General features: G+C 64.0%; 18 protein-coding genes. 10 read left to right on the top strand and 8 right to left on the bottom strand.

Features of this window, described 5'->3' with window-relative positions:
• From Q1W26_RS09480 to Q1W26_RS09460, 5 genes are all read right to left on the bottom strand, one after another.
• A partial coding sequence (locus Q1W26_RS09480; protein ID WP_300438982.1) for a phosphoketolase family protein occupies positions 1 to 1,586 on the bottom strand: 1,586 nt, incomplete at its 3' end.
• 8 nt (positions 1,587 to 1,594) lie between these two features.
• Positions 1,595 to 3,238 (bottom strand): glucose-6-phosphate isomerase, encoded by a 1,644-nt coding sequence (gene pgi, locus Q1W26_RS09475; RefSeq protein ID WP_300438980.1) that lies wholly within the window; start codon positions 3,236 to 3,238, stop codon positions 1,595 to 1,597.
• Between the two features lie 5 nt (positions 3,239 to 3,243).
• Positions 3,244 to 3,945 (bottom strand): VIT family protein, encoded by a 702-nt coding sequence (locus tag Q1W26_RS09470; protein ID WP_300438977.1) that lies wholly within the window; start codon positions 3,943 to 3,945, stop codon positions 3,244 to 3,246.
• A 108-nt stretch (positions 3,946 to 4,053) separates the two neighbouring features.
• Positions 4,054 to 4,239: a CsbD family protein gene (locus tag Q1W26_RS09465; RefSeq protein WP_300438974.1), complete on the bottom strand. Its 186-nt coding sequence runs from the start codon at positions 4,237 to 4,239 to the stop codon at positions 4,054 to 4,056.
• A gap of 129 nt (positions 4,240 to 4,368) precedes the next feature.
• The gene (locus Q1W26_RS09460) at positions 4,369 to 4,797 is read right to left on the bottom strand and encodes an RcnB family protein (RefSeq protein ID WP_300438971.1); all 429 of its coding nucleotides are present in this window, start codon (positions 4,795 to 4,797) and stop codon (positions 4,369 to 4,371) included.
• Between the two features lie 283 nt (positions 4,798 to 5,080).
• Between Q1W26_RS09460 and Q1W26_RS09455 the strand changes: the two genes are divergently transcribed.
• From Q1W26_RS09455 to Q1W26_RS09435, 5 genes are all read left to right on the top strand, one after another.
• Positions 5,081 to 6,151, top strand: a complete 1,071-nt coding sequence (locus tag Q1W26_RS09455; protein ID WP_300438968.1) for an NAD(P)H-dependent oxidoreductase — start codon at positions 5,081 to 5,083, stop codon at positions 6,149 to 6,151.
• Between the two features lie 69 nt (positions 6,152 to 6,220).
• A complete protein-coding gene (locus tag Q1W26_RS09450) occupies positions 6,221 to 6,733 on the top strand; it encodes a hypothetical protein (protein WP_300438965.1) in 513 nt (170 codons plus the stop codon).
• 36 nt (positions 6,734 to 6,769) lie between these two features.
• Positions 6,770 to 7,714 carry a DnaJ C-terminal domain-containing protein gene (locus Q1W26_RS09445; protein ID WP_300438962.1) on the top strand — a complete coding sequence of 315 codons (945 nt, stop codon included), beginning with the start codon at positions 6,770 to 6,772 and terminating at the stop codon, positions 7,712 to 7,714.
• Between the two features lie 2 nt (positions 7,715 to 7,716).
• Entirely contained in the window at positions 7,717 to 8,043 is a 327-nt protein-coding gene (locus tag Q1W26_RS09440) for a chaperone modulator CbpM (RefSeq protein WP_300438960.1), read from the top strand.
• A gap of 168 nt (positions 8,044 to 8,211) precedes the next feature.
• Positions 8,212 to 8,775 (top strand): lipid-binding SYLF domain-containing protein, encoded by a 564-nt coding sequence (locus Q1W26_RS09435; protein WP_300438957.1) that lies wholly within the window; start codon positions 8,212 to 8,214, stop codon positions 8,773 to 8,775.
• 259 nt (positions 8,776 to 9,034) lie between these two features.
• On the opposite strand, the gene Q1W26_RS09430 is transcribed toward Q1W26_RS09435, so the two are convergent.
• Both Q1W26_RS09430 and Q1W26_RS09425 read right to left on the bottom strand, forming a co-directional pair.
• Positions 9,035 to 9,817, bottom strand: coding sequence for a type 1 glutamine amidotransferase (locus tag Q1W26_RS09430; RefSeq protein WP_300438955.1), 783 nt, complete (start codon positions 9,815 to 9,817; stop codon positions 9,035 to 9,037).
• A 33-nt stretch (positions 9,818 to 9,850) separates the two neighbouring features.
• On the bottom strand, positions 9,851 to 10,306 hold the full coding sequence (locus Q1W26_RS09425; RefSeq protein WP_300438953.1) for a MarR family transcriptional regulator: 456 nt from the start codon (positions 10,304 to 10,306) through the stop codon (positions 9,851 to 9,853).
• Positions 10,307 to 10,543: 237 nt separating this feature from the next.
• Here Q1W26_RS09425 and Q1W26_RS09420 point away from each other — a divergent pair, with 237 nt between their 5' ends.
• The 5 genes from Q1W26_RS09420 (at position 10,544) to Q1W26_RS09400 (ending at position 16,097) form a co-directional block, all read left to right on the top strand.
• Complete coding sequence (locus Q1W26_RS09420) at positions 10,544 to 11,776, top strand: cation:proton antiporter (protein ID WP_300438950.1); 1,233 nt, start codon at positions 10,544 to 10,546, stop codon at positions 11,774 to 11,776.
• The gene (locus Q1W26_RS09415) at positions 11,773 to 13,029 is read left to right on the top strand and encodes a cation:proton antiporter (RefSeq protein WP_300438948.1); all 1,257 of its coding nucleotides are present in this window, start codon (positions 11,773 to 11,775) and stop codon (positions 13,027 to 13,029) included. The genes Q1W26_RS09420 and Q1W26_RS09415 overlap by 4 nt, the downstream gene beginning before the upstream one ends.
• Positions 13,026 to 14,174, top strand: a complete 1,149-nt coding sequence (locus Q1W26_RS09410; protein ID WP_300438945.1) for a YbdK family carboxylate-amine ligase — start codon at positions 13,026 to 13,028, stop codon at positions 14,172 to 14,174. Before Q1W26_RS09415 ends, Q1W26_RS09410 begins: the two co-directional genes overlap by 4 nt.
• A 123-nt stretch (positions 14,175 to 14,297) precedes the next feature.
• Complete coding sequence (locus Q1W26_RS09405) at positions 14,298 to 15,440, top strand: hypothetical protein (protein ID WP_300438942.1); 1,143 nt, start codon at positions 14,298 to 14,300, stop codon at positions 15,438 to 15,440.
• A gap of 120 nt (positions 15,441 to 15,560) precedes the next feature.
• On the top strand, positions 15,561 to 16,097 hold the full coding sequence (locus Q1W26_RS09400) for a hypothetical protein (RefSeq protein WP_300438940.1): 537 nt from the start codon (positions 15,561 to 15,563) through the stop codon (positions 16,095 to 16,097).
• 100 nt (positions 16,098 to 16,197) lie between these two features.
• Here Q1W26_RS09400 and Q1W26_RS09395 read toward each other — a convergent pair whose 3' ends face one another.
• Complete coding sequence (locus Q1W26_RS09395; protein ID WP_300438937.1) at positions 16,198 to 17,400, bottom strand: ammonium transporter; 1,203 nt, start codon at positions 17,398 to 17,400, stop codon at positions 16,198 to 16,200.
• Positions 17,401 to 17,561: the final 161 nt, after the last annotated feature.

Raw genomic sequence — 17,561 nt, 5'->3', positions numbered from 1 at the left:
TCCTGGCGCCACACGTGGGAGGTGAGCAGGTAGTTGAGGGACGCCACCGGCTTTCGCCACGGGATCTGGCGGCACACCTTGAGCCACTTGGCGTGCTGGTTGAACATCGAATCGATGATGTGGATGAAGGCCTCGTAGCACGAGAACAGGCCGTGGCGGCCGGTGAGCAGATAGCCTTCGAGCCAGCCTTCGCAGAGGTGTTCGGAGAGCACTTCCATCACCCGGCCGTCGGCCGAGAGCTGGTCGTCGCCGGTTTCGATGTCGGCCATCCAGGCCTTGCCGCTCATGTCGATGACGGCGCCGAGGCGGTTGGAGGCGGTTTCGTCGGGGCCGAAGAGGCGGAAGTTGGCCTCGGGCAGGTTGAGTCGCATCACTTCGGCCAGAAAGCTGCCCATCACGCGGGTGGCTTCGGCCCGGACGCTGCCCGGTGTGAGCACGGCAAGCGCGAAGTCGCGGAATTCGGGCATCACCAGCGGCACCAGCAGTTCGCCGCCGTTGGCGTGGGGGTTGGCGCCCATGCGGCGCGGGCCGGTGGGGGCCAGGCTGGCGAATTCGGCGTGGAGGCTGCCGGTGGCATCGAAGAGTTCTTCAGGGGCGTAGCTGCGCATCCAGTCTTCGAGCTGGCGGATGTGTTCGGGTGTCTTGAAGTCGGCGATGGGAACCTGGTGGGCGCGCCAGGTGCCTTCCACCGGCAGCTTGTCGACGGTTTTCGGGCCGGTCCAGCCCTTGGGCGTCTGCAGCACGATCATCGGCCACAGCGGGCGCGGCGGCGGCCGGGGCGCATCGGGGGCGCGGGCGGCGGCCTGGATCGCCCGGATGTCGGCCAGCACGCTGTCGAGGGTGGTGGCCATCTGTTCGTGCATCGCCATCGGCTCGTCGCCAACGACAAAATGCGGCGCGTAGCCGTAGCCGCGGAACAGTTCGGCGAGTTCGGCGTGGCCGATGCGCGCCAGCACGGTGGGGTTGGCGATCTTGTAGCCGTTGAGGTGGAGGATGGGCAGCACCGCGCCGTCCCGGGCCGGGTTGAGGAACTTGTTGGAGTGCCAGCTGGTGGCCAGCGCGCCGGTTTCGGCTTCGCCGTCGCCGACGATGCAGGCGACGATCAGGTCGGGGTTGTCGAAGGCGGCGCCGTAGGCGTGGGCCAGGGAATAGCCCAGTTCGCCGCCTTCGTGGATCGAGCCGGGGGTTTCCGGGGCCACGTGGCTGGGAATGCCGTAGGGCCACGAGAACTGCCGGAACAAGGCCTGCATGCCGTCCCGGTCCTGGCTGATGGCGGGGTAGGTTTCGCTGTAGGCGCCTTCGAGGTAGGTGCTCGCCACCAGGCCCGGCCCGCCATGGCCGGGGCCGATGATGTTGATCATGTCGAGGTCGTGATCCTTGATCAGCCGGTTGAGGTGCACGTAGACGAAGTTGAGCCCGGGGGTGGTGCCCCAGTGGCCGAGCAGGCGCGGCTTGATGTGGGCGAGGCTCAGCGGCTCTTCGAGCAGCGGGTTGGCGCGCAGGTAGATTTGCCCGACCGAGAGGTAGTTGGCGGCCCGCCACCAGGCGTGCATCCGGCGCAGAAGATCGGGGCTGAGCGTGGTCATGGTGGTGTTTACCGTTGTGGCCCGGGGGCGTCGCGCAATTGGCGATAGCGACGGATCAGGGCGTTGGTGGAACTGTCGTGGGCGAGTTCGGGGAGCGTGTCGGCGGTGAGTTCGGCGAAGGTGGTGCCGGCCAGTTGTTTGCCCAGTTCGACGCCCCACTGGTCGAAGGAGTCGATGTTCCAGATCACGCCCTGCACAAACACGCTGTGTTCGTACAAGGCGATCAGCGTGCCCAGTGACCAGGGCGTCAGGCGGGCGGCGAGGAGGGTGTTGCTGGGCCGGTTGCCCTCGAAGCCGCGGTGGGCCACCAGGGCTTCGGGGGTGCCGTCGGCGCGCACTTCGTCGGCGTTGCGGCCGAAGGCCAGCGCTTCGCCCTGGGCGATCATGTTGGCGATCAGCAGGTCGTGCTGGACGGCCTGCGGGTTGAGCGGCTGGCCAAAGCCGATGAAGTCGCAGGGCACGATGCGGGTGCCCTGGTGGATGAGCTGATGAAAGGAGTGCTGGCCGTTGGTGCCGGGCTCGCCCCAGTAGATCGGCCCGGTGGCGTAATCGACGCGGGCGCCGTCCACGGTGACGTGCTTGCCGTTGCTCTCCATGGCCAGTTGCTGCAGGTAGGCCGGAAAGCGTTTGAGGTATTGCTCGTAGGGCAGCACGGCAACGGTGGCGGCGTCGAGAAAGTTGTTGTTCCACACGGCCAGCAGGCCCATCAGCACCGGCAGGTTGTGGTCCAGCGGCGTGTCGCGAAAATGCACGTCCATGGCGTGCATGCCGGCCAGCATGTCGCGGAAGGCCGCGGGGCCGATGGCGAGCAGCGTTGACAGGCCGATGGCCGAATCCATCGAGTAGCGCCCGCCGACCCAGTCCCACAGGCCGAAGGTGTGCTCGGGCGCGATGCCGAAGGCGGCAACCCGCCCGGTGTCGGCCGAGACGGCGACGAAGTGCCGGGCGACGGCTGCCTCAAAGCCCAGCGCGGCCACGCACCAATCCCGGGCGGCCCTGGCGTTGCTTATGGTTTCCTGGGTGGTGAAGGTTTTCGAGCACACGATGAAGAGGGTTTCGGCGGCGTCCAGGTCGCGCAGCGCCTCGGTGAGGTCGGTGCCGTCCACGTTCGAGACGAAGCGGAAACGCAGGTCGTGGCGGCTGTAGGCGCGCAGCGCCTCGTAGGCCATCACCGGGCCGAGATCGGAGCCGCCGATGCCGATGCTGACGATATTGCGGATGGGCTTGCCGGTGTAGCCCGTCCAGTTGCCGCTTCGCAGCTGGTTGGCGAAGGCCTCCATGCGTTCGAGTACGGCGTGCACGTCGGCCACCACGTTGCGGCCGTCCACCACGATGCGCTCGCCGGCGGGGGCGCGCAGGGCCACGTGCAGCGCGGCGCGGTGCTCGGTGGTGTTGATGGGGTCGCCGCGGAACATCGCCGCCATGAGCCGGGGCAGCGCGCAGGCCTCGGCCAGTTCGCACAGGAGCCGGCGAGTGTCGGTGGTGATGCGCTGGCGGGAGTAGTCCAGGCACAGGCCGGCCGCTTCGGCGGTGAAGCGCCCGGCGCGGGCAGGGTCGGTGGCAAACAGGGTGCGCAAATGCAGCGGGCCGATCTGGGTGAAATGCCGGCGCAGCGCCTGCCATTCGGGGCGCCGGGTCAGCTCCGGGCTCATGGTGATCACACCGGCGCGCCGAACAGGGCGCCGACTCCAGCGGTGACGGCCATGGCCAGCGCACCCCAGAAAGTCACCCGCGCGGCTCCGGTGACAGGGTTCGCCCCGCCGGCCTGGGCGGCGACGGCACCCAGCACAGCCAGAAAGACGAGGGAGGTTCCGGCAACCGACAGGGTCAGCAGCGGCCCGGGCGCCGCGGCCGTCACGGCCAGGGGCAGGGCTGCGCCGACTGCAAAGCTGGCCGCCGAAGACAGGGCGGCCTGGATCGGGCGGGCGCTCAGCTCCACCGAAATACCGAGTTCTTCGCGGGCATGGGCGCCGAGTGCGTCGTGCTGCATGAGCTGCTCCGCCACCTGGGCGGCCAGCGCTTGATCCAGCCCGCGGCTTATGTAGATGGCGGTGAGTTCGTGCAGTTCGGCGGTGGGGGCGGCCTGGAGTTCATCGCGCTCGCGGCTCAGGTCGGCCTTTTCGGTATCCGCCCGGGAATGCACCGAGACATATTCGCCGGCCGCCATCGACATGGCGCCCGCCACCAGCCCGGCGACTCCGGTTACCAGAATGCTGCTGTGGCTTGAACTGGCCGCGGCCACGCCCAGCACAAGGCTGGCGGTGGATACGATGCCGTCGTTGGCACCCAGCACGGCGGCACGCAGCCAGCCGATGCGGTCGGTGCGGTGGCGCTCGCTGTGGCGCTGGAGTGAAGTCATGGCGGGCTGCTTGAGGATGGCGGCACCTCTTTCCCCGGCCGGTTTTCCGGCATGGGAACAACAGGCCGCCATCCATTCGCCGGAGCGGTAGAAGGAATCACTTGGGAATCACTTTCCCGTTACGACTTTCTTGATGTCTTCCTTCAGGTCGCCGTAGGCCGATTCGACCTTGCCGGCGGCCTTCTGGATCGTTCCTTCCTGTTCCAGATCCTCGTTGCCGACCAGCTTGCCGGCGATTTCCTTCACTTTTCCCTTGGCCTCGTTGATGTGGCCTTTGACTTGATCCTTGTTCATGGAAGTTTCCTCGTAATAGGGCTGATGAGTCGGGAGCGCCGCAACGGGAAGCCGGCACCCTCCGCAATCAAGAATAGGTGAAACGGGTAGCGGGTTCTGTGCGGCAGCGCTCACAGGGCCCTGGGGCGCTCAGTGGCTGAGCAGGATCTGCATGATGACGCCGGTGGCGATGGCCACCAGAACGTAGTCGCCGCCGGTCTGCACCCAGTGGTAGCCTCGCGGCGGCGGGCTCAGGCGGTGGCCGCGCCAGTCGTCCACCACGTAGTTGTGGTGACGGTACTGGCTGTCGAGGCGATCACCCCGGTGGAGGTTATGGTTCGGGCCGGCACCCTGGCCCCGGCCGTCCTCGCGGTAGGCCCGTTCGTGCTGCTGATCGTAGGCCCGCTCGCGATTTTGATTCCACCGGCCTGCGTCGGCCCGTCCCTGGCCGGGATAGCCGCGTTGCGACTGTTCATGGCGGTCACGCTGATGTTGGCGCTCATGCCCCTGGGCGAAAGCGGCCGTCCCCGGAAGCAGGGACATCGCCAGCACGAGGGCCAGGAATGGATGGGTTTTCATGGAGGACTCCTTGGAGTTGTGACGTGGTGTCGGGGAAGCCGCTTCAACCTAGAGGGCACGGGCACGGCAGTCGGTGCGGGACCGAACACAGGCAGTCTGCTTGCCCGATGGGCCGTGTGTGTTCGCCACCGAACGGACGGTGGTGCGGGATCTTCCTAGAGTCATTCGATCGTGTGCTTTTCCCCAGGAGGGTCCGATCCATGCAAACAGCTCGACACGTCCAAGATGCATATGCAGCGCCGGCCGGGCCGCTCCACGCCGGGCCCGGCGCAGGGTGGCCAGCGTGATCCGCATCCGCGAGGGGCAGGCGCCGGCCCCGCTCGAGCGCGCGGAATTCAGCCGGCGTTTTCAGATCGCTTTTGCCGATCCGGCTTTCCGGGGCGAGGATCAGTCCCTGGCGCGGCTGGAGGAGATCGCCTGGCAGGCCTATCTTGCAGGGCGCAAATCGCCCTTCAAGGAGCCCGCGGGGCCGGGTTTCCAAGACCCCGCCCAGGAGCTGTCTTCCGCATGGGTGGCGACCCGTCGGGCCATCGACGCGGCGCAGCGCACCCAGGCCGACCCGGCGAGTCCGTCCCGGGTCTTGCTGATTTGCGGGTCGGCACGCAACGAAGGGTCGTGCGCGAGCGAGATGTCCAAGAGTTTCAGGCTGCTGCAGATCGCCCGGACAAGCCTCGAACAGGCCGGAATCGTGACCGATGTGCTCGACCTGAGCCTGCTCACCTCCGAATACGGGCGGACGATCCATCCCTGCAAGGGCTGCGTATCCACGGCCATGCCGCTATGCCACTGGCCTTGCAGTTGCTACCCGAACCACGCCCTCGGCCAGGCCCAGGACTGGATGGCGGAAATCTATGCCCGCTGGGCGGCCGCCCATGGGGTGATCGTCGTGACCCCGGTGTATTGGTACCAGAGCCCCAGCCCGCTGAAGCTGATGATCGACCGTCTGGTGTGCGCCGACGGCGGCAACCCCGACCCTACGACGACCTCGGGCAAGGATGCCGACAAGGCGAAGGCCCTCGAGATGGCGGGCTGGAACTACCCCCAGCATCTGGCGGGGCGCGTCTATGGGGTGGTGGTCCATGGCGATGTGGCCGGCATTGAGGGGGCGCGTCGCAGTTTGTCCGACTGGTTTGACTGGATGGGTTTCATCGACGCTGGCGCGGCGGCGCGGCTGGACCGTTTCATCGGCTACTACGAGCCGTATGCCAACAGTCACGACGCGCTGGACCAGGACGAACCCCTGCAGGAGGAAGTCCGCAACGTGGCGCGGGCCGTATCGAAGGCTGCCGAAGAGCTGCGCGCGGGGCGGCTCCTGGCGGTACAGCCCAACCTGAAGCGTCCTCGCGCCAAGTAGGCGCGAACCCGCCTGCCCGCCAGGCTTGAAATCCGCCCGTTCTGCACGGGCCCCATAAAGGAGAGCAGCATGGATAACTATCAACATCACGTATCGGGCTTTTTTGCGCGCCGGGAAGATGCCGAGCGCGCTTTGTTGCGCCTTGTGGACGGAGGGCTGGCCCGTGACCAGTTGCTGATTCTCGACACCGACCGGGCGCCGGCACCGGTCCAGCCGGTTGCCGGCAGCCATCAGGTGCTGATGGATGTGTTGAAGGACGGAGCGATCGGCACGGCAGTGGGCACGGGCGTCGGAGTGCTCACCCAGCTGGCGCTGGTGGCGGCCAACGTCAGTCTGTTTGTCGCCAGCCCGCTGATCGCGCCGTTGGCGCTGCTCGGCTGGGGTGCCAGTCTCGGCGGGTTCATCGGCGCAGCGGCAGGCGTCGGCGAGCAGAAAGGCCCCTTCGGCGATCTGGTTCGCGACGCGATTGCCGCGGGTCAGGTTGTGCTGCTGGCCGAAACCCGGACCGAGCAGGAGGCCGTCCTCGCCCGACAGGTCATTGAAGCCGCCGTGGGCGACTATAGTGAATCCGGAGCGGCGTGAGTGCCGCTGATTCACTGAAGCAGGTACGGGGGCCACATGGAATTCAAGGACTACTACACGATCATGGGAGTGGCGCGGGACGCGACCCAGGACGAGATCAAGCGCGCCTATCGCCAGCTGGCCCGTAAATACCATCCGGATGTCAGCAAGTCTCCCGACGCCGAGGCCCGTTTCAAGGAACTCGGCGAAGCCTATGCGGTGCTGAAGGATCTGGAAAAACGTGCCGCGTACGATCAGCTGGGCAGCAACTGGAAGGCCGGCCAGGATTTTCGGCCGCCGCCCGGCAGTAACGGAGGCTTCGAGTTCTCCGGCGGCGGGGCGGGCATGGACGAGCGTGACTTCAGCGACTTCTTCGAGTCGATCTTCGGGCGGCAGGAAGCGGGCGCCCATCGCGGCCGGGCCACGCATCACGCCCGTGGGCAGGATCACCACGCCAAAGTGCAGATCGATCTGGAAGACGCCTACACCGGCGCCACCCGTGCCATCACCCTGCAGACACCGGAAATGGACGAGCAGGGGCGCGTGCATATGAAGAAGCACACCCTCAACGTGACGATCCCGCGGGGCATCCGCGCCGGCCAGCACATCCGTCTGGCTGGGCAGGGGATGCCGGGGGTGGAGCAGGGGGGCGCCGGAGACCTTTACCTGGAGATCGAGTTTCGGCCCCATCTGCGTTACCGCGTGGAGCAGCGGGATGTGTATTTCGACCTGCGCATCGCACCCTGGGAAGCGGCGCTCGGCGCCAGCGTGGAGGTGCCCACGCCGGGCGGTGCGGTCGAGGTGAAGATTCCGGCCGGCGCGGCGGCGGGTCGCAAACTGCGCCTGAAGGGCCGTGGCATTCCCGGCAGCACGCCGGGGGATTTTTACGTGGTGTTGCAGATTGCCCTGCCGCCAGCCGACACCGAAGCTGCGCGGGCGTTCTATAACGGAATGGCCGAGCAGTTCAAATCCTTCGACCCGCGATCCACGCCGGGAGCCTGAAAATGACCGACGGAAAAATGCTGCCACACGTGAGCGTAACGATTCTCGAAGAACAGGTTGGCCTGAGCCTGAGCGAAGTCAGCCGAGCCTGCGCGGTGCATGCCGAAATGATTGTCGAACTGGTCAATGAAGGCGTGCTTGCGCCGGATGGGCGGGAACCCCATCGCTGGCGTTTCACCGGCGTGCATGTGCGCCGCGCCACGGTGGCGCTGCGCTTGCAGCGGGATCTGGGGCTCAATCTCGCGGGGGCGGCGCTGGCCCTGGAACTGCTGGACGAGTTGGAGGCCCTGCGGGCGCAACTCAGGGTGATGGGCGCGTCGCGGGGGTGAATCCGGGCGCCGTGTTGCCGCTCTGTTCGTTAGCGTACGGAAAGATCGGCAACAGAGGCCCATCATCAAAACTCGCAGTGACTAACCAATGAATATCTGATTCGGCACTGCTCTCTATCAGCCTTCTGCAGTCGGCTTCGATTACAGAATCACGTGAAGGAAAAGAAAATGACCAATGCACGACGCACTTTCCACAAGCTTCTTCTGGCAACGGCAGCTTCCCTCACCCTCGGCACCGTCAGCGGCCTTGCCCAGGCGGCCAGCGCAGAAGACCTGGACAGGGATGCCGATCAGGCGCTTCAGACACTCTACAAGTCCAATTCCACCGCCGAGGCGCTTTCGAAGAAGGCGCGTGCCGTGCTGGTGTTTCCGAAAATCATCAAGGCAGGCCTGGTGTTCGGCGGCAGCTACGGCGAAGGCGTGCTGAAAAGGGGTTCCGAACACGTCGGTTATTACAATTCCGTGTCCGCCTCCTGGGGCTGGCAGGCAGGCGCTGAGTCCTACGGCTATGTCGTGTTCCTGATGAGCGAGAAGGCCGTCAAATACCTGGACAAGTCCAAGGGCTGGGAATTCGGTGTCGGCCCGACCGTCGTGGTCGTCAATGAAGGCATGGCCAAGAACCTCTCGACCTCGACCCTCAAGGATGACGCCTACGCTTTCATCTTCGACCAGCAGGGACTCATGGCGAGCCTCAGCATCGAAGGTACGAAGATTTCCAGAATCAAGCGCTGAGCTGAATTCGCTCTAGCGTTCGGGTTGCAATCGCGGGCCGCGACGCTGCCGTTGTCGTATGGCTTGATCGATGGTCAACGGATCCCTGGCCCGCAGCCTTCAGCGATGTGTCTGCCGCTCATGGACAGGGCCGGGACATCGATCAGCTATTTTAGTGACGCAGCAAGATCAAGCGCCGTCCTGAGCGGGTTCGTCTTCCGGGAGCACGCAGGGAGATGAATCATGACCGGCAGGGGTTTCACCGTCGCCGTAGGGAATGCTAGCGACAGCTTCGCACGGCCAGATAGAAGGCTTCAAGTAGCGGGGCACAGTCGAGAAGCGTGTCGTGCCCCGGGGTATGGAACTCCGGGTGCCACTGCACGCCGACAACAAAGCGGTGCCCTGTGTGGCGTATCGCTTCGATCAAACCATCCTCGGCCGATGTCGCTTCAACCATGAGATCCTTTCCCAGGCTGCGTACGCATTGATGGTGGATCGAAATGACCCGTCCGCCGTCTGTCGTGTTGAACCACTTGGCAAACTGGCCTTTCTCGGTGAAACGCACCTCATGGTTGTGCTGGTCGTAAACGTCATCCTGGTGTCGGCTAGCCCCATCGAACTGGGTGGGAATGTCCTGATAGAGAGAGCCTCCAAACGCGACATTGATTAGCTGCATACCCCGGCAGATACCGAGGACCGGCTTTCCTGCCTCCACGAATTCGTGAAGCAACTCCATCTCGTAGGCATCACGAACCCGGTCGCCGGCCCATGCCTCCTGCAACGGGGTCTCTCCATAGGCCTCGGGGCTGACATCGGCGCCCCCTTGTAGCACCAGTCCGTCGAGATACTCCGCGTAGTCGCGCAGACGGATGTTGCTTCGGTGGATTGGACCATCCTTGAGGATGGACGGCACCATCAGGACCAGTACGTCCCGCGACATGATCCATTGGGCAATGGATTGTTCAAGCACTTGAAGTGTCTTGGATTCGATGCCTGCCGCACCATGCCGGGGATGAAAAAGACGGGCAGACAGCCCTATCCTCAGGGGTTTGTTTCTGACCATGGATGCTCCTTTTCTGGCTTTTGGCCCAAATGGTCACAAGTCTGCCAAAGGCTTGTCTGCGCTTCGTTCATCCCGGGTTGTCAGTTGGGCGATGACCTGCGCGAGACTTGCCTGAAGCTGCTCCAGCGTGTCATCGGTCAAACCCTGCAAGGCCTGAGGCAGAACCCCCTCAACCGGCCCCGGTGCGGCACTCAGTACTTCTGCGGCGCGGTCTGTCAGTTGAAGGCCGACCCGCCGCTGATCTTCGATCTTGCGTTGCTTGCTTACCAGACCTCGTGTCTCGAGCTTGTCGACGAGCTGACTGCAGGTCGATTGATGGATCGACAGACGATTTGCCAGTTCCGACACGCCAATGCCTGGTGTACGGGCAATCTCGTGAAGCAGCCACAGTTGCGAGCCCGATACGCCGCAGCTGTGCTCTACCTCCCGGAAATGTTGCCTCACTGAACCATAAATCAAGCGGAACTGTTTCAAGACGGTCAGCGCCATGGTGTCGCTGGAGGGGCGCGCGACCGAATCAGGGGGAGTAGTGTTTGCTAAATACATTTGTCTAAATTATATTTATATAAATATAATTCCGGAAGCGCTATTTTCAGGTCGTCCCCGAGACGTGCCTGGCCTCCGGTGACCATCCTGCAAAGGAGAGCTTTTTGGGGGCCCGCTCCTTTGAGTGTCTTGTGGGCCTGATGTGGTCTGCTTTGAGGGAGCGAGCCCCCGTCTTTTTCCATGTATCCATACATCCGTGATCTGGAAACATCTCCGCTGTTGCTCTTCGGTTTACTCCTGCTGGGCGGAATGGCGAGTGGGGAGTTAAGCCGAAGGTTAGCCAATCTGCCACGCACCACGGGTTACGTCCTCTTCGGTGTGCTGATGGGCAACAGTGGTCTGGAATGGGTGGACCCGTACATTCTCGGCTCGGCGCAATTTTTCATCTACCCCGCCATTGGTTTGATCCTGTTTGAGCTCGGACATCGTTTTCCGCTGACGGCACATGGACTGGACCGCAAGCTGATTTTGTTGAGTCTCGCCGAAACCGGTACCGTTTTTGTGCTGGTTACAAGCGTGATGTGCCTGTTCGGTTTTGGCCTGGCTGCGGGTCTGTTTGCCGCGGCCATCGCGGTATCAACCTCACCTGCGATCACCATTGCCACCAGTAGCGATGTCGGTGCTGAAGGGCCGCTCACCAGCCGTCTTTTCGGACTGGTAGCGCTCAATGGTTGTGTGGCGTTCGCCGCCATCAGCATTGTTCTTCCGATGCTGGCCGCCAGCGGTGCGACTGAGGCCGGGCCGGGCTTTATCGACGCGCTCATTCACATCGGCATTTCCCTGTGTCTGGGCACCGGCCTGTCGTTCATGGCATGCAGGGGAGCGGGCTGGCTGGGCCGCCAGGCGGAGCATCAGCACCTCATGCTGCTCGGGTTGATCGTCATCGGAACCGGCTTGCCGCTCAGCCTCGAGATTTCCCCGCTGCTGACCCTGCTTACCTTCGGCATCGGAACCCGGATTGCCGACCGTCGCAATGCAGTGGTGGCGATCCGCATAGCCTCCGATGCCCGTGTATTCCTCGTCGTAACCTTTGTTCTTGCAGGTGCGGCGCTCGAAATGGGGCTGCTGCTTGAATACTGGCCCGCGGCGCTGGCTTTTGTTCTGGTCCGATTCGGGGCTCGGTGGGTCGCCCTGCACGTCACCGGACGCCACCTGGGGCTCGCCTCGAAGGATGCATTGTTTACTGCGGTGGGACTGCTCCCCATGTCCAGCGTGGCCCTGGTGCTGTTAGGGGAGGCCGGTCCGCTGGATGGTGGCGCAGGCCCTGCCCTGAGCGGCACCCTGATGGGGGCAATCGTGTTGATGCAGCTTGTCGGTCCTGTCTGCACCCAGTCAGCTGTTCGCGGCTTTGGTGAAGCAAGACGCTACATGGCCCGCCGCACAGGGCCTTCACGGAGAGCCTTGACCCGATGATCTCGATCCGCCAGGCTTGGGAGGCCCTTCAGGACCGGTTTTTCTTCCTGCCGCCTTTTCCCGAGCAACTCGATCCCCTCGCCTTGTTCGCCCTGTTACTCGTCGGCGGTCTGCTGGCCGGCGAAACGCTGTTCCGAACCATCGGGCTCTCCCGTATCGTCGGCTACGTGCTTGCCGGTGCCCTTGCCGGACCTGGTGTGCTGGGCTGGCTGGACCGGGAAACCCTCTCAATGGCCAAACCGGTCGCAGATGCCGCACTGGGCCTGCTCTTGCTGGAGACAGGGCGCAATCTCGACCTGGGATGGCTACGTGCCAACCGGTCTCTGCTGAGAAGTGCCGCTGCGGAGTCGGGACTGGCCTTCGCGACCATCTTCGTTTTTGCCTATTTTGCCGTAGGCCTCAGTCTTGGCTGGAGCGCGGCGACAGCGGCCATCACGATGGCTTCGGCCCCGGCAGTGGTGCTGCTCACCGCAGAGGAGAACCACGCCCAGGGGCAGGTCACCCAGCGCACGCTGCTGCTCACGGCAATCAACTGTGCGCTGTCCTTTGTCGTTTTCGCGGTGGTACTCGGCATCGTGCACGCCGAGCAGTCCGGCGACTGGCTCAACGCCCTGGCCCATCCCCTGTGGGTGATCTGCGGCGGCGTCGGAATCGGCATGGTGTGCGCGCGCCTGGCCCTGATGGTGGCTTCCCGGCAGGCCAAGGGATCGGTGGCCCAAGTATTCATTCTCGTTGCGGTGGCCTTGCTGGCCATAGGTGTGGCGCGGATGCTCGCCGTACCGGTGTTCCTCTGCCTGTTCATGATGGGGGCGGCCCTCAATCTGGCCGACCGGGACAAGGTGCTGGCTTACACCGGCCTGCCGCAGGGACACTGGATTCTGGCCATCGTCCTTTTCGTGGTAACGGGGGCGATGCTGCCTCTGGGAGACCTGAACTGGATCACCGGGCTGCAGGCCCTTGGCCTGATCATCGTGCGTGGCCTCGCCAAGTTTGCCGGGGTGATGGCAACCGGACGCCAGGATCTGCCCGCTGCCAAGCGCCGCTTGGTGGGCATCGGCATCCAGCCGCTCTCGGCGACAGCGATCTTCATGGCGGCAGAACTGGCCGCCATCTATCCGGAAGTAAGTGGTCAGGCACTGCTTTTGCCGCTGCTGGCCGCTGCGCTGATGGAGTTCGCAGGGCCCCAAATGTGCAAGTACGCACTGCACAAGGCCGGTGAGACGGAGCCCCTTCCTCAAGGACGACAACGATGAGCGATCTTTCCAGACTGAGTTTCACTTCCAGTCGCCCGCTGACCCTTGGCGTCGAGTTGGAGCTGCAACTGGTTTCGCTGCGCGACTACGACCTGACCCGTGCCGCCACCGACCTGCTGGCCGGTTTGCAATACGACGACCGCTTCGGCGAAATAAAACTGGAGATCACCGAGAGCATGATCGAAGTGAACTCCAGGCCACGCCAGGATGTCACGGCCATTGCTGCTGACCTGGACGGTCTGCGCGAAGTGCTGGTCAGCCATTGCCAGCGCAACAACATCGCCATCTGCGGTGGCGGCACCCACCCGTTCCACCACTGGCCCGAGCGCAGGATCTGCCCCGGCGAACGCTTTGCATTCCTCAATCAACGCTACGGCTATCTGAGCAAGCAATTCACCGTTTTCGGGCAGCACATCCATATTGGCGTGCTGTCCGGCGACGACGCCATCTGGCTGACCCATGCGCTCAACCGCTACGTACCGCACTTCGTGGCGCTGTCCGCGTCGTCGCCTTTCATTGACGCGACCGACACGGCCTTCGAGTCCGCCAGACTCAATGCCGTGTCGGCTTTCCCGCTCTCCGGACAGGCCCCCGACGTAGCCGACTGGGCCGCCTTTGTCGATCACATGGGCTTGCTGCAGGCCTGCGGTGTGGCCGAGAGCATCAAGGATCTCTACTGGGATGTGCGCCCCAAGCCGGAGTACGGCACCGTGGAAGTCCGTGTTTGCGACACCCCGCTGTCTGTTGACCGGGCCATCGAACTGGCTGCCTTCGCCCAGTGCCTGGCCCGCTACCTGCTGCGGGAACGGCCTCCGGTCGTTCCGGCCATGCAGGCGCTGGTCGCGCGCTACAACAAGTTCCAGGCCTGCCGCTTCGGCTTCGAGGCCGAACTGGCTGACCCCATTCACCGTCGTACCGAGCCCCTTGGCGAGACCTTGCTGCATCTGCTCGATACGCTTGTGGCGGATGCCGACGATCTGGGCTGCCGGCGCCAACTGGAAGGTCTGCGCACACTCGCGCACAGTCAGCATGGTGACGCAGTCTGGCTGCGGGAAACGGCGACGGCTGCAGGCAACCTCCACGACCTGACCCGGGCAGCGGTAGAGCGCTTTGCAAAACCCTCCTGTTATCGACCTCACGCATAGGGTGCCTCCGTGCAAGCCCATCCCGTATTGTTTGCTGCATTGCTTGCTTCGACGCCGGTTCTCGCCACCGGGCCCTGTACGCTTTCCACCGCAGCGCCACCTGCGGCATCCACTGGCGGGCCGGTGCGAGCCGACAACTGGCTGAGTCCGGGCAACCTGCGGTTCGGCCTGGGGCAAGCGTCCCGCTTCATGCCGGGCGTGAGCATTGCCCCGACGAGCACTCCACCGGCCCGACCCGCTGCGGCCCAGCGTCTTGACCTGGAGCGCCTGCTCGTCACCGACCCGGCCGACGGCGTGCGCCGATCACTCCGCTTTCTGCTTGAAAACCGGATCGACGCCGACGGCGTTCTGATTCTTCGTCGTGGCAAGCTGGCCCTCGATTACCGGCGATCCGGCTTCGATCCCGCCCAGCCCCGACTCCTTCTCGAAGCCACCCGCCCAATCCTGGTGACTCAACTGGCCAGGGCCGCCGCCGAGGGACGGGTTGCCCGGGAAAAGGCAATTACCCGGGTTCTTCCCGAACTCTCCGGTGTCCGTGAGCTGGGCAAGCTGTCCTTGCAACGCCTGCTTGCCGGGCGTACCGGCCTGCAGTGGTCGGAAACCGAAATCGCGCGCTGGCAACAGGAGGCGGGCTGGGTGCCAGGCAGCAGGACGGGTGTGCGCGCGTGGCTGGATGCCCGCACGTCCTGGCCTCGCGCATCCGGCGACACGGGCGTGGATCTGGCCGGCCCGGAGGGCGAACTCCTGGTGTGGGCGGCAGAGAAAGCCTGGAAGAAATCTGCCCCCGAATTGCTGTGTGACCTGCAGGGAATCATCCGGGCACGAAACCCCGCCTTCTGGGCGACGGATACAACCGGGACACCGCTCGCCGATGGCCTGGCGCTGAGCCTGGGTGATTTTGCCAGTCTGGGGCAGGCATTTCTTGATGCGCGCAATCGCCCCGGCCGCCGGACCCTGGCGCCCGCATGGTTTGTCGACACGGTTGCCAATCCTTCGGACGCAAGCAGCGCAAAGCCTGCCAGTGTCCTCGGACTGGGGCCGGATACGGGCTGGCAGTACCGCTTTGCACACCCGGGGCATCGCGGTCACCGGACGGCGATCATCGGCGCCTATGGCACCAGTTTGTACGTGGATTTCGATTACGGCATGGTGGTCGCCGTTTTCGCCTCCCATGCCGAGCGACACTCGCCGCTCCTGATGGCCAGTCTGCGCAATCTCTGGGACGAGGTGGCCCGGCCGGGAGGGACTGATAGTGGGCAACGGTAGCGGGAATGCCTTCTCGCAAGCTCCGGGGAAACTGACTTCAAGCCTGAACAGTGCCCAGATTCATGAACGGAAAAGAAAGCGGTGAGGATTGTCCGGGTCATGTGCAGAACATTCCCTTTGGTGATCTCCAGCCTGCTTGCCCTTTGCCTGGTGTTGCTTCTCGGCGGCTTTTCCAGTCTCCAGCCCGCTGATGGCGAAAACAAGCCAGAGCCGGCAACTTCAAGGGTTCGAGCGTGGCAGGAACTTGCGGAAGGGATCGTCAAACGAGCGAGTGAAGTCCGGATCATGGCCGAGTTGGGTGATGGTGAGCCCTCGGCAAGACTGGCCATAGAGACCCAGACTGCTTTCGAGAACAACATGGATCGCCTGAAACCGGACTACGCACGATTTTTGGCGGACATCACTCTGATCCTTCAGGTCAAGCCCGATGTGCACGTGACCATTACCGGTTTCGGCAACAATCCGGCGACAAACTACAACCCGGTTTTGCTGGGCAAGCGAGTACGCGCCCTCCAGGTCTTCTTTGCCGAAAACGGCATCTCGATCACCCAGACTAAAGCCGGAGTGAAGGAGGCGGACGCGTACGAAGGCCCCAATGTACTCCTTGGCAAGGCTGCCTCAGGTCAGGTCATCACGGTTCATTTTGCGCAGACATGACTGGTCTGGAGTGACATGGGTCCAGTGATCTGCTCCCCCGCGCAAAGGCAGCCGCGGACCTTGTAATGAACCGGCTTCCTCGCGACAACCAATCAGTGGCTTACCAGTGCGTTTCGCGATCCGGTGTGGCGGTGATCTTGTGGATGGTCAGGTCGGCGCCTTCGAATTCCTCTTCCGGGTCGAGGCGGATGCCGACCAGGGTCTTGAGGGTGCCATACACAATGGTGCCGCCGGCTAGCGCGATGAGGATGCCGGCCACGGTGCCGATCAGCTGGGCCGTGAAGCTCACCCCGCCCATGCCACCCAGGGCCTGGCTGCCGAAGATGCCGGCCGCGAGCCCGCCCCAGGCGCCGCAGATGCCGTGCAGCGGCCACACGCCGAGCACGTCGTCGATCTTCCAGCGGTTCTGGGTGATGGTGAAGAGCTGTACGAAGAGGACGCCGGCGATGGCGCCGGTGGCCAGCGCGCCCATCGGATGCATCAGGTCGGAGCCGGCGCAAACGGCCACGAGACCGGCGAGGGGGCCGTTATGGATGAAGCCCGGGTCGTTCTTGCCGAGGATCATCGCGGCCAGCGTGCCGCCGACCATCGCCATCAGCGAGTTCAGGCCCACCAGGCCGCTGATCTTGTCGAGGGTCTGGGCGGACATCACGTTGAAGCCGAACCAGCCGACGGTGAGAATCCACGCGCCCAGGGCCAGGAAGGGGATGTTCGACGGCGGATGGGCGGCCACGTTGCCGTCCTTGGTATAGCGGCCGCGGCGGGCGCCGAGGAGCAGCACCGCCGGCAGGGCGATCCAGCCGCCCACCGCATGCACCACCACCGAACCGGCAAAGTCGTGGAACTTGGCGCCAAAGGTGGCCTCGATCCACGGCTGGATGCCGAAGTTGTCGTTCCAGGCGATGCCTTCGAAGAAGGGATACACAAAACCGACCAGCACGAAGGTGGCGATGCTCTGGGGATGAAACCTGGCGCGCTCGGCGATACCGCCGGAGATGATGGCCGGAATGGCGGCGGCGAAGGTGAGCAGGAAGAAGAACTTCACCATCTCGTAGCCGCTCTTCTGGGACAGCACTTCGGCGCTGTGGAAGAAGTGGGTGCCGTAGGCGATGGTGTAGCCGATGAAGAAGTAGGCGATGGCCGATACACCGAAATCGGTCAGGATCTTGACCAGTGCATTGACCTGATTCTTCTTGCGGACGGTGCCGAGTTCAAGAAAGGCGAAGCCCGCGTGCATTGCAAGAACCATGATGGCCCCGAGCAGGACGAAGAGGGCATTGCCGGCGTGGTTGGTTTGCTCCATTTTGGGCTCCAGAATCGAAGCGAGGCACCAAGCAGGTGCCGTGCCAGCTCCTGCTGTTTTAAAAGTTGTTTTAAATTAAAGGCTTGCGATTGTCGCGGGTGCGTGATCACGCACCAGCCAGGCGCATTGCGTGCATGTTCGCACCAAATCAGTGCAAAAAG

The sequence above is a fragment of the Zoogloea sp. genome (assembly GCF_030157465.1).
Classification (GTDB): Bacteria; Pseudomonadota; Gammaproteobacteria; order Burkholderiales; family Rhodocyclaceae; genus Zoogloea.
Note: the sequence above shows the minus strand (reverse complement) of the source record. Positions and strands in the feature narration are given on the sequence as shown.

What these genes read in the sequence shown, in the direction of transcription:
- Q1W26_RS09410 (WP_300438945.1), top strand. Translation starts at nt 13,026, where the DNA reads ATGAGCGATCTTTCCAGACTGAGTTTCACTTCCAGTCGCCCGCTGACC.
- Q1W26_RS09445 (WP_300438962.1), top strand. Translation starts at nt 6,770, where the DNA reads ATGGAATTCAAGGACTACTACACGATCATGGGAGTGGCGCGGGACGCG.
- Q1W26_RS09420 (WP_300438950.1), top strand. Translation starts at nt 10,544, where the DNA reads ATGTATCCATACATCCGTGATCTGGAAACATCTCCGCTGTTGCTCTTC.
- Q1W26_RS09425 (WP_300438953.1), bottom strand. Translation starts at nt 10,306, where the DNA reads ATGGCGCTGACCGTCTTGAAACAGTTCCGCTTGATTTATGGTTCAGTG.
- Q1W26_RS09450 (WP_300438965.1), top strand. Translation starts at nt 6,221, where the DNA reads ATGGATAACTATCAACATCACGTATCGGGCTTTTTTGCGCGCCGGGAA.
- Q1W26_RS09460 (WP_300438971.1), bottom strand. Translation starts at nt 4,797, where the DNA reads ATGAAAACCCATCCATTCCTGGCCCTCGTGCTGGCGATGTCCCTGCTT.
- Q1W26_RS09395 (WP_300438937.1), bottom strand. Translation starts at nt 17,400, where the DNA reads ATGGAGCAAACCAACCACGCCGGCAATGCCCTCTTCGTCCTGCTCGGG.
- Q1W26_RS09440 (WP_300438960.1), top strand. Translation starts at nt 7,717, where the DNA reads ATGACCGACGGAAAAATGCTGCCACACGTGAGCGTAACGATTCTCGAA.
- Q1W26_RS09435 (WP_300438957.1), top strand. Translation starts at nt 8,212, where the DNA reads ATGACCAATGCACGACGCACTTTCCACAAGCTTCTTCTGGCAACGGCA.
- Q1W26_RS09465 (WP_300438974.1), bottom strand. Translation starts at nt 4,239, where the DNA reads ATGAACAAGGATCAAGTCAAAGGCCACATCAACGAGGCCAAGGGAAAA.
- Q1W26_RS09470 (WP_300438977.1), bottom strand. Translation starts at nt 3,945, where the DNA reads ATGACTTCACTCCAGCGCCACAGCGAGCGCCACCGCACCGACCGCATC.
- pgi (WP_300438980.1), bottom strand. Translation starts at nt 3,238, where the DNA reads ATGAGCCCGGAGCTGACCCGGCGCCCCGAATGGCAGGCGCTGCGCCGG.
- Q1W26_RS09430 (WP_300438955.1), bottom strand. Translation starts at nt 9,817, where the DNA reads ATGGTCAGAAACAAACCCCTGAGGATAGGGCTGTCTGCCCGTCTTTTT.
- Q1W26_RS09415 (WP_300438948.1), top strand. Translation starts at nt 11,773, where the DNA reads ATGATCTCGATCCGCCAGGCTTGGGAGGCCCTTCAGGACCGGTTTTTC.